General features: G+C 39.7%; 17 protein-coding genes. 7 read left to right on the top strand and 10 right to left on the bottom strand.

The genetic code is table 11. The features are described from left to right. The first annotated feature begins 22 nt into the window (after positions 1–22). The 4 genes from Q0948_RS13895 to Q0948_RS13910 all read left to right on the top strand — a co-directional run bounded on the left by Q0948_RS13895 (position 23) and on the right by Q0948_RS13910 (position 3,580). Positions 23–313, top strand: a complete 291-nt coding sequence (locus Q0948_RS13895) for a DUF493 family protein (protein WP_038600378.1) — start codon at positions 23–25, stop codon at positions 311–313. A 138-nt stretch (positions 314–451) separates the two neighbouring features. Beyond that, positions 452–1,102 carry a DUF4290 domain-containing protein gene (locus Q0948_RS13900; RefSeq protein ID WP_035328269.1) on the top strand — a complete coding sequence of 217 codons (651 nt, stop codon included), beginning with the start codon at positions 452–454 and terminating at the stop codon, positions 1,100–1,102. Between the two features lie 21 nt (positions 1,103–1,123). Then, positions 1,124–2,437: a UDP-N-acetylglucosamine 1-carboxyvinyltransferase gene (gene murA, locus Q0948_RS13905; protein WP_298354231.1), complete on the top strand. Its 1,314-nt coding sequence runs from the start codon at positions 1,124–1,126 to the stop codon at positions 2,435–2,437. A 105-nt stretch (positions 2,438–2,542) separates the two neighbouring features. Next, positions 2,543–3,580, top strand: a complete 1,038-nt coding sequence (locus Q0948_RS13910) for a glycerophosphodiester phosphodiesterase (protein ID WP_298354228.1) — start codon at positions 2,543–2,545, stop codon at positions 3,578–3,580. A 1-nt stretch (position 3,581) separates the two neighbouring features. On the opposite strand, the gene gndA is transcribed toward Q0948_RS13910, so the two are convergent. After that, on the bottom strand, positions 3,582–4,991 hold the full coding sequence (gene gndA / locus Q0948_RS13915; protein WP_298354224.1) for an NADP-dependent phosphogluconate dehydrogenase: 1,410 nt from the start codon (positions 4,989–4,991) through the stop codon (positions 3,582–3,584). Positions 4,992–5,179: 188 nt separating this feature from the next. Here gndA and zwf point away from each other — a divergent pair, with 188 nt between their 5' ends. The 3 genes from zwf to Q0948_RS13930 all read left to right on the top strand — a co-directional run bounded on the left by zwf (position 5,180) and on the right by Q0948_RS13930 (position 9,184). Beyond that, positions 5,180–6,694 carry a glucose-6-phosphate dehydrogenase gene (gene zwf / locus Q0948_RS13920; protein WP_038600387.1) on the top strand — a complete coding sequence of 505 codons (1,515 nt, stop codon included), beginning with the start codon at positions 5,180–5,182 and terminating at the stop codon, positions 6,692–6,694. 13 nt (positions 6,695–6,707) lie between these two features. Then, complete coding sequence (gene pgl / locus Q0948_RS13925; protein ID WP_298354219.1) at positions 6,708–7,415, top strand: 6-phosphogluconolactonase; 708 nt, start codon at positions 6,708–6,710, stop codon at positions 7,413–7,415. Positions 7,416–7,543: 128 nt separating this feature from the next. Continuing rightward, positions 7,544–9,184, top strand: a complete 1,641-nt coding sequence (locus tag Q0948_RS13930) for an ABC-F family ATP-binding cassette domain-containing protein (protein ID WP_298354216.1) — start codon at positions 7,544–7,546, stop codon at positions 9,182–9,184. Here the strand turns inward: Q0948_RS13930 and Q0948_RS13935 are convergent. The 9 genes from Q0948_RS13935 to Q0948_RS13975 form a co-directional block, all read right to left on the bottom strand. Beyond that, positions 9,181–9,561 carry an ester cyclase gene (locus Q0948_RS13935; RefSeq protein WP_298354213.1) on the bottom strand — a complete coding sequence of 127 codons (381 nt, stop codon included), beginning with the start codon at positions 9,559–9,561 and terminating at the stop codon, positions 9,181–9,183. The genes Q0948_RS13930 and Q0948_RS13935 overlap by 4 nt on opposite strands. Before the next feature lie 14 nt (positions 9,562–9,575). Further along, on the bottom strand, positions 9,576–10,070 hold the full coding sequence (locus Q0948_RS13940) for a VOC family protein (protein ID WP_298354210.1): 495 nt from the start codon (positions 10,068–10,070) through the stop codon (positions 9,576–9,578). Between the two features lies 1 nt (position 10,071). After that, complete coding sequence (locus Q0948_RS13945) at positions 10,072–11,505, bottom strand: amidohydrolase (protein WP_298354207.1); 1,434 nt, start codon at positions 11,503–11,505, stop codon at positions 10,072–10,074. A 96-nt stretch (positions 11,506–11,601) separates the two neighbouring features. Beyond that, positions 11,602–12,078: a hypothetical protein gene (locus Q0948_RS13950; protein WP_298354204.1), complete on the bottom strand. Its 477-nt coding sequence runs from the start codon at positions 12,076–12,078 to the stop codon at positions 11,602–11,604. Then, complete coding sequence (locus Q0948_RS13955) at positions 12,033–12,770, bottom strand: SDR family oxidoreductase (RefSeq protein WP_298354201.1); 738 nt, start codon at positions 12,768–12,770, stop codon at positions 12,033–12,035. The genes Q0948_RS13950 and Q0948_RS13955 overlap by 46 nt, the downstream gene beginning before the upstream one ends. Beyond that, positions 12,763–13,170 carry a DoxX family protein gene (locus Q0948_RS13960; RefSeq protein WP_298354198.1) on the bottom strand — a complete coding sequence of 136 codons (408 nt, stop codon included), beginning with the start codon at positions 13,168–13,170 and terminating at the stop codon, positions 12,763–12,765. The genes Q0948_RS13955 and Q0948_RS13960 overlap by 8 nt, the downstream gene beginning before the upstream one ends. 148 nt (positions 13,171–13,318) lie before the next feature. Then, positions 13,319–14,629, bottom strand: a complete 1,311-nt coding sequence (locus Q0948_RS13965; RefSeq protein WP_298354195.1) for a deoxyribodipyrimidine photo-lyase — start codon at positions 14,627–14,629, stop codon at positions 13,319–13,321. Between the two features lie 101 nt (positions 14,630–14,730). Next, the gene (locus Q0948_RS13970; RefSeq protein WP_035328292.1) at positions 14,731–15,429 is read right to left on the bottom strand and encodes an SDR family oxidoreductase; all 699 of its coding nucleotides are present in this window, start codon (positions 15,427–15,429) and stop codon (positions 14,731–14,733) included. A 19-nt stretch (positions 15,430–15,448) separates the two neighbouring features. Beyond that, entirely contained in the window at positions 15,449–15,958 is a 510-nt protein-coding gene (locus Q0948_RS13975) for an SRPBCC family protein (RefSeq protein WP_298354189.1), read from the bottom strand. Positions 15,959–15,965 lie beyond the last annotated feature (7 nt).

Raw genomic sequence — 15,965 nt, forward strand, 5'->3', positions numbered from 1 at the left:
CTTTGCAATAGAAAATAAGAAGATGGATTCAGGAAAGAAAACAGAAGAATTTTACACAAAATTAAAAGCACAGCTAGCAGACACTTCAATGTGGCCAGCACCATATTTGTATAAATTTATAGTACCAGCAAGCGCCGAAAAGGAAGCACAAATCGTTAAGATTTTTGATCATCTAGGTGCCGTCATAAAGAAAAATGCATCACGCACAGGTAAGTACACTAGCGTTTCTATAAACGTGCGTATGAAAAACCCAGACGCGGTTATAGCAAAGTATAAAGAAGTGGCAGAGGTAGAGGGTGTCATCTCTTTATAGGGTGTGATTACGCTTTCGCGAAAGCGTACTTATAACAAATAACTGTTATCAATTTATTAAACCTGTAAGCATTTATACAAATTTTAGTATTTTGCAGGTGTCTTTACATAAAAGATAACTTCACTTAATTTTTTACAATTGATAGATCAATTAGAGTACAACACGGAGAGAGTCCATCTCATCATACCCGAGTACGGGCGCCATATTCAAAAAATGGTAAATGATGCGACGGCAATGGAAGACGCCGAAGAGCGTAACAAAACTGCAAAAGCAATTATTGCGGTGATGGGTAATTTACAACCGCACTTGCGTGATGTACCAGATTTTCAACATAAATTATGGGATCAGTTATTTATAATGTCTGATTTTAAACTAGATGTAGAGTCTCCATATGGAAAACCATCTAGAGAAGAGCTTGCAGAGCGTCCAGAACCTCTAGAGTACCCACAAAATCATCCCAAATATCGTTTTTATGGTAATAACATAAAGCGTATGATAGATGTAGCGGTCTCTTGGGAAAAAGGAGAGATGCGTGAAGGGCTTGCAATGACTATTGCAAATCATATGAAAAAGTGTTTCTTAAACTGGAACAAAGACACCGTAGAGGATGATGTAATCTTTGATCACCTTTTTGAACTTAGTAACGGTGAGATTAATCTTAAAGAGCGTGACGAGCAGTTACGTGATTCTGATAGATTAATACGTGCTAATAAAAAGGCTAAAGCTGCAGACAACCCAGTAAAGAAAAGAAATTATTCAAAAAACAATAACCGTAAGAAGCGTTATTAAAAAATATACCTCAATCTACCTATGGCAACATTTCAGATAGAAGGCGGTCACCAGCTTAAAGGTGATATTCAACCACAAGGAGCAAAAAACGAAGCATTACAAATACTATGTGGCGTACTGCTTACTCCTGAAAAAGTAACCATCAGTAACGTACCAGACATTATAGATGTAAACAAGCTCATTATGATCTTGCAAAATCTAGGTGTAAAGGTTGAGAAGTTAGAAAAAGGTGTTTTTACCTTTCAGGCAGATGAGCTAGATCTTGATTATCTAGAAAGCGAGAAATTTAAGAAAGAAGGAAGCGGTCTACGTGGTTCTATAATGATTGTAGGGCCATTACTAGCACGTTTTGGCAAAGGATATATTCCTCGTCCAGGTGGTGATAAAATAGGTCGCCGTCGTCTAGATACGCACTTTGAAGGGTTTATAAAATTAGGAGCAAAATTTCGCTACAACCGTGAGGAACGTTTTTATGGAGTAGAAGCTCCAGAAGGACTCACAGGTGCCTATATGTTACTAGATGAAGCTTCGGTTACTGGTACTGCAAACATTGTAATGGCAGCTGTACTTGCAAAAGGAACAACTACAATTTATAATGCCGCTTGTGAACCGTACTTACAGCAACTCTGTAAGATGATGGTGCGTATGGGAGCAGATATAAAAGGTATAGGTTCTAATATGTTAATCATAGAAGGAGTAGAAAAACTAGGTGGTTGCAATCACCGTGTTTTACCAGATATGATTGAGATAGGCTCGTGGATAGGTCTTGCTGCGATGACTAAAAGTGAGATAACAATCAAAAACGTGAGCTGGGATGATCTAGGTGTGATTCCTAACACCTTTAGAAAACTAGGTATCACGTTAGAGCGCAAAGGAGATGATATTTATATCCCTGCTCATACAGATGGGTATGAGGTTGAGTCATATATAGATGGATCATTTATGACCATTGCAGATGCGCCTTGGCCAGGGTTTACACCAGACTTACTAAGTATCATACTTGTTGTGGCTACACAGGCAAAAGGTGAACTTATGGTGCACCAAAAGATGTTTGAAAGCCGTCTTTTCTTTACAGATAAGCTTATAGATATGGGAGCAAAAGTGATACTTTGTGATCCACACCGTGCAACCGTAATAGGACACAATTTCCAGTCTACACTTAAAGCAACAACAATGACATCGCCAGATATACGCGCTGGTATCTCATTACTTATAGCAGCCTTAAGTGCAAAAGGAACATCTACCATTCATAATATTGAGCAAATAGATCGTGGGTATGAAAATATAGATGAGCGTCTTAGAGCCATAGGAGCTAAGATTACAAGAATAGATTAATCTGATTATTATAGATATAACAAAGGCGCAAATTAAATTTGCGCCTTTTTTTGTTAATGTCATTTCTAAAACGATCTGTATATTACAGTAAAAGTTGAAAATCCCGTGACAAAAAACAAACCCATAATCATAGCGCATAGAGGAGCACAGTCTATCTATCCAGAGCATACAATGCAAGGATATAAAAAGGCAGTACAACTAGGTGCAGATTATATTGAGCCAGACCTTGTGATGACTAAAGATGGTGTGCTCATAGCCCGTCACGAGCCATTTATATCTACTACAACAAATGTCTCAACACTACCACAGTATGCAAATCGTAAGACCACAAAGCTCCTTGATGGCGTTGCTGTTACAGACTGGTTTGTGTCTGATTTCACCCTTAGAGAGTTAAAAACATTACGAGCTAGACAGTCGTGGGCAAACAGAACGCACGAGTACGATGACCTTTTTGAGATACCTACCTTTGAGGAGATTCTCGCTTTCGCGAAAGCGCACAAAACCACAGCAGGAAACCCCGTAGGAGTTTACCCAGAACTGAAACATCCTACCTATCATAAGGAGCTTGGCTTACCTATGGAAGATCATTTTTTAAAAATGATTAATGAGGCAGATTATAACAGCAAAGAGTCCTCTATCTATGTACAATGTTTTGAGGTTGCAACCTTGCAATACTTGCGTTCAAAAAGTGATATAAAACTCATACAACTACTAGGCGCAGCTGGTATTACAAATGATGGTAATCTACTATTTACAAAAGAAGATGGAAGCTACGACCCAGAAGGTCAACCATATGATTTTATAAAAAATAAAGATAAGCGCTCATACCAGTTTTTTACAACAAAAGAAGGTATGGAGTTTATGGCAAGCTATGCAGATGCTGTAGGCCCTTGGAAACCTTTTATTATCTCTGTAACCTCAGAGGGTGTATTAACCCCAGTAACAAACTTTGTTGCGCTTGCTCATAGCTACAATCTTGAAGTGCATCCTTACACCTTTAGAAATGAAGATACCAAGTGGGTTACAAATACTAATCATATAGACGAGTATCTACGCTTTTTTGAAGCAGGTGTAGATGGTGTCTTTAGCGACTACACAAATGAGGCAGTCGCTGCTAGAAGTAAATTTTTAAAAAGTCACTAGTTTATTTCTCCCACTCTGTGTGAAAAATACCCTCACGATCTAGTCGCTCATACGTGTGTGATCCAAAATAATCTCGCTGCGCCTGTATCACATTAAGTGGTAGTCGTGTTGAGGTGTATGCGTCAAAATACGTGAGTGAGTTAGATAAACCTGGTAGGGGTATCCCATTTACAGCACCAAAGGCTACAAGCTCTCTTGCCGCATCTACCGTATCTTGAATTTTTGGAATAAATGAAGGCGACAGTAATAGGTTAGGTAGCTCACTATCTTCTGTAAAGGCGTCAGTAATATCTGCCAGTAGCTTTGCTCTTATGATACATCCTGCACGCCATATCTTTGCAATAACCGCGATGTCTAAGTCATAACCATACTCCTTAGATGCATCTGCGAGTTGGTGTAATCCTTGTGCGTAAGTGATGATATAAGAGAAGTAAAGTGCTTTTTCTGTAAGGTCAGTAAGTTTTTCTTTTGCCATCGTAGCAACCTCTGGGCGGTCATAAAGCGAGTCTGCCACGGTGCGTTCATCCTTAAGTGCAGAGATCTCACGCATACTTACGGCAATATCTATAGAGGGTACTGGTATACCTAGATCCATTGCGTTTTGCGATGTCCATTTTCCAGTTCCTTTTTGCTTTGCTTTATCTAGTATTTGGTCTACTAGGTCACCATCTGTGAGGGTGTCTTTTTCGGCAAAAATTTCTGAGGTTATTTCAACCAGAAAAGATTGTAGTCTTCCCTCATTCCAAGACTTATATGTCTCGTGTAGTTCTTGATTACTTAGTTTTCCAGCTTTTTTAAGCACGTCATACATTTCAGACGTGAGTTGCATAAGTCCGTACTCAATACCGTTATGTACCATTTTCACATAGTTTCCGGCAGATTTTGGTCCTAGGTATGCCACACAAGGTTCACCATTATATTTGGCAGATACTGCTTCAAAAATAGGTTGTACGGCAGCATAGCCAGGTTTTGATCCTCCAGGCATTATGCTTGGGCCTTTGCGAGCTCCTTTTGCACCACCAGAAACACCAGCGCCAAAAAAGTGTATTCCCTTTTCGGCAAGGTAGGCTTCTCTTCGGTCTGTGTCTGTAAAGAAGGAGTTTCCTCCATCTATAATGATATCACCTTTATCTAAGTGCGGTAAGAGGCTTTCTATCACGATGTCTACTACTTTTCCGGCAGGGACGAGTAACATAATTTTACGTGGTGATGAGAGCGCTTTCGCGAAAGCGGAAACCTCTACAGTCGCATTTACTTTATCTACATTGCCGCCTTCATCTATGAGTGCTTGTACCTTTTCTGTATCAAGATCATTACCCATTGCTGTAAAACCATTATCTGCAACGTTAAGTATAAAGTTACGTCCCATAACGCCTAGTCCTACTAAGCCAAAATCATAAGTATTTTCCATAATTGATCTTTCTTTTACTACAAAACAACACCGCCTTGTAGCCGAAATTTTGTCTGTTACAATACACCACGCATCGCACATCAAAAATAGTGGAAAAATATTGGTTTTTTGTGGGTAAGTGGTGTCAAAGTCCGTTGGGAATGGTGTAAAGTTTCAATACTTTTGACCTTAAATAAAACTAGCTCATTATGCGCAAGACAGAGAATCAATTATTAGTCATTTTTGGCGCATCGGGAGACCTCACTGCCCGTAAATTAGTTCCTGCATTATATAAGCTTTATAAAGACAAGCATTTACCAGAGCACTTTGCTGTGCTAGGGGTGGCACGCAGCTTTATGACAGATGAGGAGTTTAGAAAACGTGTAGCATTAGAGAGTAAGTATCTTGATGATAGTGAGGAGTTTATAGCTGCATTTTCAGAAAAGCTGTTTTATGAGGACCTACATAAAAAGTACGATGTAGATTATAGGGAGCTTAACGAGCGTATTCAAGATCTTAATACGACGTATCAATGTGATAATAACATCATATTTTATCTATCTACACCGCCTAGTTTATTTGAGGCTATTGCAAAAAATCTAACAGCAAAGGGTCTTAATGATGAGCGTCTAGGGTGGAAACGCCTTATTGTAGAGAAGCCATTTGGTTACAGTCTTGAGACTGCAAAGTCACTTAATGAGGGATTACACAGATATTTTAAAGAATCACAGATTTATAGAATAGATCATTACCTAGGTAAAGAGACCGTTCAAAATATACTCGTCACACGATTTGCAAACAGTATTTTTGAACCTTTATGGAATCGTGATTACATACACCACGTAGAGATTACAAATGCAGAGAGTGGAGGCGTAGAGTCTAGAGGTGGTTATTATGACAAGTCTGGAGCACTTAGAGATATGTTTCAGAGTCACTTACTGCAGCTTGTTGCACTTATAGTTATGGAGCCACCACTAAGTGCAAATCCTGAGGAGATACGTAATGAAAAGATGAAAGCCCTTAAGTCTCTACGATTAATGACTGACCCAAAGGTGCTGGAAGAAAATACCATACGCGGTCAATATCTAGCCTCAGAGATAGAAGGAGAGAAAGTAAAAGGATACAGAGAAGAGGTAGATGTAGATCCAGATAGTACTACAGAGACCTATGCCGCTGTCAAGTTTTATGTAGATAACTGGAGATGGGCAGATGTGCCATTTTATGTGCGTACGGCAAAGCGTATGCCTACTAAGGTTACAGAAGTGGTGATACACTTTAAGTCTCCACACCATCAGATTTTTAAAAATTCTGATATGAATAAGGATAATAAACTCATTATACGCATACAGCCAGATGAGGGAATCTTAGTAAAATTTGGTGTAAAAGTACCAGGTCAAGGATTTGCAGTAGAGCGTGGTAATCTAGACTTTTATTATGAAAGCCTAGGTGACGAGTCACATATTATGGAAGCTTATGAGCGCCTATTATTAGACGCAATGCAAGGTGATGCTACCTTGTATGCCCGTGCAGATGAGGTAGAGGCAGCCTGGAGATTTACAGACCCTATCTTAGATCACTGGAAAAAAGGTGATGCAAAGATTTATGGATACTCTGCTGGTGTGTGGGGACCACAACACGCAGATGAGCTTATAGAAGGAAAGAGTATGTGGCGTAACCCTTGTGAGAACCTCGCAGACGATGCTGGATATTGCGTTATAGAATAACTAAAGAAACAAGATGAAACTACATATATCAAAAACTAAAAACGACGTTGCTCAAGATTTTGCAAAATTTCTAATAGACCTTGCAAGTGATAAAAAATTTATTACAGTAGCGCTTTCTGGAGGAAGTACCCCCAAAATAGTTTTTGATTACCTCGCGGCTAATTATAAGGAAACAGACTGGTCAAAATTCCACTTTTACTGGGGTGATGAGCGCTGCGTGCTTCCTACAGATGAGCAGAGTAATTATAAAATGACGGTAGATCACTTGTTTTCTAAAATCCAACTACCAGAGGCAAACATACACCGCATACTAGGTGAAAATATTCCAGAGGCAGAGGCGGTGCGTTACTCAAAAGAGCTAGAACAAACTCTAGCTTCTGAAAATGAGGTGCCACAATTTGACCTCGTGATTTTAGGAATGGGAGACGATGGGCATACGGCATCTATATTTCCGCACGAGATAGGTCTTTGGGATTCAGAAAACTGGTGTGAGGTAGCCACACACCCAGAATCTGGGCAGCAGCGTGTAAGTATTACAGGAGATATTATAAACAATGCAAAGACTGTAGCATTTCTTGTCACGGGAGCTTCAAAACAAGAAAAGGTTAAGGTCATTATTAATAAAGAAGATAACTTTCTTGATTACCCTGCAAGCCTAGTCTCACCTCAATCTGGGGAGCTGCACTGGTTTATGGATGAAGAGGCGACCTTGCAGTTGTAAATTGTCGGCCTTATTTATCTTATTTCTTTTAGAAGTCTTCTTGGGATAAGTATGCTTTCGCGAAAGCGTAATAAAAATCTACATCATACCTCTTGATTTAATTACTTTTGCACACTTAAATTTATACAATGATAGCAGTAGATAATCTTGCAGTAGAGTTTAGCGGAGATACGCTTTTTAGTAACGTTTCTTTCACCATAAATGAAAATGACAAAATTGCCCTTATGGGTAAAAATGGTGCGGGTAAGTCTACTATGATGAAGATTATTGCTGGTGTACAGAAAGCGACACGTGGTAACGTGCGTACGCCTAAGGATGCTGTCATTGCATACCTACCGCAACACCTCCTTACAGATGATGATTGTACAGTTATGGAGGAGGCTTCAAAGGCGTTTTCTACCGTGCTAGATATGAAGGCAGAGATGGATCGTCTCAATAAAGAGCTAGAGACACGCACAGATTATGAGTCTCAAGAGTATATGGATATCATTACTAAGGTGACAGATATCGGTGAGAAATTTTATGCCATTGAGGAGGTAAATATAGAAGAAGAGGTAGAGAAGGCGCTAAGAGGTTTAGGCTTTAAAAGGTCAGATTTTAATAGGCCTACCAGTGAGTTTTCTGGAGGGTGGCGTATGCGTATTGAGCTCGCCAAAATTTTACTTAAAAAGCCCGATCTTATACTACTAGATGAGCCTACTAACCACGTAGATATTGAGTCGGTAATTTGGCTAGAAGATTTCTTACTTAACAAGGCAAAAGCCGTTATTGTGATCTCTCACGATAAGGCGTTTATAGATAATATTACAAACCGTACCATAGAGGTTACGATGGGACGCATTTATGATTATAAAGCAAACTATTCTCACTATCTTGAGTTGCGTGCAGACCGTCGCTCGCATCAAATAAAAGCGTACCAAGAGCAACAAAAATTTATTGCAGATAACCAGGCCTTTATAGACAGGTTTAAAGGAACTTACAGTAAGACAAATCAAGTCTCATCTAGAGAACGTATGCTCGAGAAGCTTGAGATTATAGAGATAGATGAGGTAGACAACTCTGCGCTAGCACTTAAATTTCCGCCGGCACCACGCTCTGGAGACTTTCCTGTAAAGGTAAAAGAGCTCACAAAAAAATATGATGATCATACCGTTTTTAGCAACGCAAGTATGGATATCGCTCGAGGTGAAAAGGTGAGTTTTGTAGGTAGAAATGGCGAGGGAAAATCTACAATGATTAAAGCCATTCTGGGCGAGATAGAAGTAGAAGGAGACTGCGAACTAGGTCATAACGTAAAAGTGGGGTATTTTGCTCAAAATCAAGCAGCGCTACTAGATCCAGAGCTCACTATCTTCCAAACGGTAGATGAGGTTGCAAAAGGAGATATGCGCACACAGATAAAAAATATCCTTGGGCGTTTTATGTTTTCAGGTGATGCGATAGATAAAAAGGTAAGTGTACTCTCAGGAGGAGAAAAGACCCGTCTTGCGATGGTAAAACTATTACTAGAGCCTGTAAATCTCTTAATACTAGATGAGCCTACAAATCACTTAGATATAAAATCAAAAGATGTGCTTAAGGAGGCGTTACAAACTTATGATGGTACCCTCATACTTGTCTCTCACGATAGAGATTTCTTGCAAGGCTTATCAAAAAAAGTATTTGAGTTTAAAGAAAAGCGCGTGATAGAGCATTTTGAAACAATAGATGCTTTCTTAAAGCGTAATCGCATAGAAAACCTAAAAGAGATAGATCTTATGAAGTCTTAATACATCGTATTAGGATTTGCACTTTTTTCTGGCACCTGTTGTATAGAGTCCCAGTGTTCTACAATTTTTAGATTGTTGTCAAATCTAAAAAAGTCCATCGTGATGTATTGATCATTACCCGGCCATACTTGATGTGTGTGTAAGGCAACGAGGTCATCTTCGGTAATGGCACGTACAAAGTTAATTGACTTTTCGGGATACTCAGACTGCATTCTTTCAAAGTAATCTATAAACCCTTGTGTGCCATTTGCCACATCTGGATTGTGCTGTATATACTCATCTCCTACATAGAGCTCAACAGCCTTTTTAGGATTGCCCTCATAAGCCATTTTGTAAAAGTTAATAGCATTTTCTTTCATCTGTGCGCGTGTGTCCATAGCTTTTGCTTTAGTTAAAATTGGTTACCATCATTTACTTCTACCCAGTAACCGTCTGGGTCTTGTATATATAATTGTCTCACCTTATCCGGGCGTGTTGATATTGCGTTTTTAGTACCTGGCCAGTCATAATAATCTAGATTGTAGTTTATAATGCTTTCGCGAAAGCGGTCAAAATCCCGCACAGCTAGCGCCAGGTGTACTCCTTTTGGAATACGTTTATCTAGGCTATCTACCTCGATAATGTGTAACTCTTGTGTGCTGCCTAGTCTAAACCAGCGTATGTGGGGTTGCTCTGTGCCATCTTCTATTTCTTGTAAGCCAAATATCTTTTGGTAGAAATCAACACTTCTCTCTAGATCATTTACATTTATTGCATAGTGATCTATAGCCACTTCTATTTGTTGTGTTGTAGCCTCACTTGTGTCTATTGGTGCTTGCTCCTTACAACTCTGGATGAAAAAAGCAGTAGCAACAAGTGCTACTGCTTTGATATGTATATTTTTCATATTATTTACCTTGATCTACTGGTGGTGGTCCTGGAGGTACAATAGCTTCATAAACGGCATCGCCTTTGCGCTCTTTATACTCTGCTTTTACCTCTTCTACAAGTTTTGGGTTTTCAAAAAGATCTAGCATTGTCATACCCATTGCCTTACTGGCATAAGTCATCCCTTTATGCCCAATAGACATACCACCACAGGCTACAACTGCCCACGAGTGCCACGGTGTATCCTTAGGAGCTGTAGTTACACCTAGATTTATGTTTGCCACATTCCAGCTTACATCTCCTACATCTGTGCTTCCGCCACCTGGGTTTTCTCTAGTTTCTTCAAGTGGCTTGATAGCACTATCCATACCTACTTGTGGTTTTCCTGTTACTTCTTGTATCTTTTTACCAAAGGCGATTTCTTCTGGAGTGTATGTGATAGGGCCTAGCAGCTCTAAGTTTTTTTGCATTGCTGCACCACCGGTTCTGTTTACGAGCACTTCATAAATACCAGAAATGAGAGATACTTTGTAATCTACATTTGCGAGTATTGCTGCGCCTTCTGCCATTTCTTGTACGCGCTTGTATACTGGCATCATTCCTTTGCGTTCTGTGTCACGCACGCGCATCCATAATCTCGAGTAATCTGGGACCACGTTTACTACTTGTCCACCATCTTGTATATGGTAATGCATACGTACCGTAGGTTTTACGTGCTCACGGTAGTAGTTTATACCTGTTGTATAAAGTTCTAATGCATCAGAGGCAGAGCGACCATTCCAAGGGTCTGCGCTGGCGTGTGCTGCTTGACCAAAAAATTCTATTTTAAAATCTACAAGGGCAAGTGAGCTTTGTACATCTGCCTTAATTTCGGCAGCTGGGTGCCACGATACATTTACATCTACACCGTCCCAAACGCCGTCACGTACCATCCATATTTTTCCAAAGAATTTTTCTTCAGATGGGGTACCCATAAATTTTACAGTTCCTTTTATTTTTCCTGCTTCTATTTGCTCTTTAATAGCAATTGCTGCCCCTAGGCTTGCCGCACCAAACATATTGTGACCACAACCGTGACCAGCCTGCCCTTCATTAAGCGGATTCTTAGTAGGCTCTGTTCTTTGAGAGAGTCCTGGTAATGCGTCAAACTCGCCTAGTACACTTATCACTGGGCTACCAGATCCATAGGTAGCAACAAAGGCAGTAGGCATCCCAGCCACGCCGCGCTCTACGGTAAATCCTTGTTTTTCCGCATAGTCTGCTAGAATTTTAGCCGATTGTGTTTCTTCAAAGGCAGTTTCTGCCAGTGCCCAGATCTCGTCTGAGATGCGTATGAGTTCTTTTTCGTGTTTTTCGACAGAGGCAATTACGGCCTTCTTGTTTACAGACATCTTTTGAGCAGAGAGGCTCAACGTCATAAGTCCTAATGCGTAGAGGAGTACTTTTTTCTTCATAAAATGGTTGATTTATAGTAGCTTCTAAGATAGTAAAAAAGGATAAGACAAATTTCTTACCCATTATAGCTACTATATACATCTATTATACCTCCTCTAAAAGTGTACAGAGAGTATAATGTACCAGACAGTCACTGCCCACAACCAGCACATTATGATGTATAGAATGGTACGTAAGAGGGGAGAAGCGATGATTTTTTTTATAAAGTGAGCTGCCAGTCCTGCCCAGATGAAGCCTAACGACCAGAACATACCAGCACTTATAACCGCTGGCCAGACCCAGTCTCCCGTCCAGCTAGAAAAACTTGGGTACGATGTAAATAGAAAAGATACGGTGTAATATAGTGCAGCCCCTAGCGCTCCCATACTCAAGAGTCCTAGTGCGCAGGTGACTATTGCGGCAATTATAGAAAAACGGGTGGTAAATGATAAGGACTTCCAGTATTTGAGCACAAGTTGATGTCTATGTGTGAATGCTAAAAGTAAGGTAATATACGCTTTCGCGAAAGCGTAATTTTTAATCCCTGCTAGACAATACCTCCGTTTGCATTTATCACTTGGCCAGTGATCCATTGTGAGTTATCGCTTACCATAAGCTGTACTACCTTTGCGATATCCTCTGGCTGAGCAAGTCTGTTAAAGGGTGATTTACCTTCAAGCTCTTTTATAAACTCTTGAGATTTACCTTTTAAAAATAGGTCTGTCTCTGTAGGGCCAGGAGCTATACAATTTACCGTTATGCCTCTGCCTATCTCTTGGCTAACTACACGAGACATTTGCTCGATAGCCGCTTTTGTAGAAGAATAGATTGCATATGATGGTAACATCATCTTAGTGGTGCTGGAGGAAAAATTTATAATCTTCCCGCCATCTTGTAAGTGATTAAAAGCCTCCTGCATTGTATTAAATATTCCTCGTACGTTTACATCATATTGTGATGTGTAGTCATCTTGAGTAACTTCATTAAACGGCTTATTTTTCATAATGCCTGCACAGTTTATGAGCACATCAAGTTTGCCATAAACAGTAAGAACCTCCTTAAACATAGCTTTTACCTGCTCTATATCACTTACATCTGCTTTTATTTTTATGGCGTTGCCACCTTCGTTTTTTATAGCATCTAGTGTCTGTTGTGCATCTTCATCACTAGAGGCATAGTTTATCACTACTTGTGCTCCTTGTTGAGCAAGTAGTTGTGCAGTTGCACTACCTATCCCTTTTGAAGAACCAGTAATTAAGATGACTTTATTAGTAAGATTATTCATTATCAAGTGCTTTTAAAGTGTGCGTGTTAAGTAATTGATATATAGCTATCGCAAGTAATACAATTGCTATATACACGAGCATCATTTTTGGCTCTGGGCGTATCAAAAATTCGGTAAGTAGGCCACCTACCATTGTACCACTTAGTAGCAAATAGCCTGCTATATGAGTAGTCTCTGCTCTTTTAGCCACCGTAAGTGAGAGTGCAAGAAGTATTGCTGTAATTAACTCTACTACACCAGTTGTATATCTCGCAAGATCATTTGGTATTCCTATAACTTCCTCAAAATTAGAAAAACCTTTTACACTTTGCTCTAGTCCAATGAGTTTAGGTATTGCGAAATACCCAATGGCTATAATCGCTATAACGGTGAGTACCGTCGCTGTTCTTTTTGTTTTCATTCTTTTTTTTTTTCTCAAATATGCCAAGTATGAGTTGGCTTTCAAACTGTATTTGAGATTCTTTATGAAAACATTAGCGAGCGGTGTTAAACTCTATTTATTTTGTAAGGTTTAGAATATATAGGTATTACGCTTTCGCGAAAGCGTTCTAAGCAACCGCCTCTTTATACGTTTTAAGACAGCGCTCTCTAGCCTCTTTATGGTCTACCATTTTATCTGGATACGAAAGCTCTTGTAACTCAGGCACCCATTTATTGATATATTCCTTTTGCTTGTCAAATTTATCAACCTGTGTCATAGGGTTAAAAATTCTAAAGTAAGGTGCAGCATCTACTCCAGAACCTGCTGCCCACTGCCAGTTACCCACGTTTGAGCTCATATCATGATCGAGTAGCTTTTCGGCAAAGTAGGTTTCTCCCCAGCGCCAGTCTATAAGTAGGTGCTTGCACAAAAAGCTTGCTGTGAGCATACGCACACGGTTGTGCATATAACCTGTTGCATTGAGCTCGCGCATACCAGCATCTACTAGGGCATAGCCCGTCTGGCCGTTTTTCCATTTTTCAAACTCTTCTTCATTATTACGCCAGTCTATACGGTCATATTTTGATCTAAAGGCTTTGTCTTTAGTATGCGGGAAGTGATATAAAATTTGCATAAAAAACTCACGCCATATGAGTTCGCTCCAGAAAACCTCGTTAGTCTGAGCTATTGCTTTTTTTACCATTTTACGTACCGAAACTGTACCAAAACGTAAGTGCGGCCCCAATCGCGATGTCCCATCTTGTGCGGGAAAATTGCGTGTATCCTCATAGTTTTCTATAAGGGTAGGGGTTACGTCATAATCTGGCACCTCAATGCTAGATTTTTTAAAACCCATATCTGCCAGCGTGACATTAGGCAGTCTACTATGGTCTATAAGATTGTCAAGATACTGCGAGGTGTAATGTATGATGAGGTCTTTATCTTCATCAAAAGTCGCTTTCCACTTATTTTTAAAAGGTGTATAAACCACATAAGGATCGCCATCTCCTTTTACAATCTCATCTTTTTCAAAAATCACTTGATCTTTAAAGGTGGTAAATGAGATATCATTTTCTTCAAGTAGTGATGCAATCTTTTTATCACGCTCTAGTGCATACGGCTCATAATCTCTATTTGTAATTACTGCCTGCACATCATAATCTGCTATGAGCTCTTTAAAAACTTGCTCTGGAGTGCTGTAAAACATTGCCAGCGAGCTGTCGTGCTCTGCTTGCAGGGTGTCACGCATTTTTTGTAATTCATTATAAATAAAAGTAACGCGGGCGTCGTCTTCTGGGAGTTTATCAAGAATTTCTTTGTCAAAGATAAAAATAGGTAAGACCGGGTAGTCTCCCTTTAGTGCTTCTAGAAAACCTACATTATCATCCAGTCGTAAATCACGACGAAACCAAAATATTGTTACTTTTTTTGTGCTCATAGATTACAAATTTAAGGCTTTAAGAAATGGGGGTTTCTTAAAGCCTTGATTGGGTTTTTATACGCTTTCGCGAAAGCGTTTTAAACCTCTTTATTAAATACTTAGTTTACATTAAGTGTACTCATACCACCATCTACACCTATCACTTGACCAGTAATCCAAGTGCTGTCGTCACCTAGTAAGAAGGCTGCTGCATTTGCAATATCTTCTGAGGTACCTACACGTTTAAGCGGGTGGCGCTCGTTCATCATTTCTTTTTTCTTGTCGTTGCTTAAGAGACGCTTTGCAAGTGGTGTGTCTGTAAGTGATGGTGCTATTACATTTACACGTAGCTTAGGCGCATACTCCGCTGCGAGTGCTTTGGCAAATCCTTCTATAGCTCCCTTTGCAGCGGCAACACTTGTGTGAAAAGGCATTCCCACCTTTACAGCAACTGTACTAAAGAAAACAAGACTTGCTTGCTCAGATTTTTTAAGGTGCTCCATCACCTGGTGAACTACGTTTACCATACTCAAAAAATTAAGCTCCATATCTTTACGGAAGGTATCTACCGTGAGCATTTTAAAAGGCTTTAAGTTTATAGTACCCGGGCAAAATACAAAACCATCTAGGTGGTCTGGCAACTGGCTTAGGTCTAGCTCATCCTTTTCTGTGTCATACTCGATGTAGTTTACATCTAGATTACCTAGATTCTCATTAGTACGGGAAGCTACATATACCGTGTGGTCTTGGTATAGCTTGCTTGCGATTTCAAAACCTATTCCGTGGCTTCCTCCTATTAATAGTATGTTTTTGCTCATAGTGTTATTTTTATGCGTGTTAGGCTAGTATATCTTGTTTAAGTGTAGTTGCTGTTTGTTCTGGGTTTTTATAAACACCAAATTTGTCTTCGAGTGCTTTCTTTCTGTATTCAAAAATCTCTTCTAGTTTTGGTTTTACCAGATAAGGGTGTGCAAGTCTTCCTAAAAAGCCTGCAGGTACTTTATAGTCTACAATATCCTCCATCTCTACGCCGCCTGGTATCTCTTTTATAAAATGCTTGTGATGCCATAGGGCATAAGGGCCGTACTTTTGCTCATCTACAAAATAGGCACCTTCCTTTACACTTATGATTTCTGTAACCCACTGCATCTTAATATTTGCAATAGGGGTGACGGTGTATTGTATAAGTTGGCCAGCATACACCGGTCTATCTGCACCAGAGATGATATTAAAATTCATATAATCTGGAGTGATGGTACCTAGGTTACGTGCGTTTGATAAAAACTGCCAAGCCTCATCTACACTTATAGGTAGATTTTGCTTAGAATGTATTTGGTAGATTTTCATAGCTTAT

The organism is uncultured Dokdonia sp., assembly GCF_947496725.1.
Lineage (GTDB): Bacteria > Bacteroidota > Bacteroidia > Flavobacteriales > Flavobacteriaceae > Dokdonia.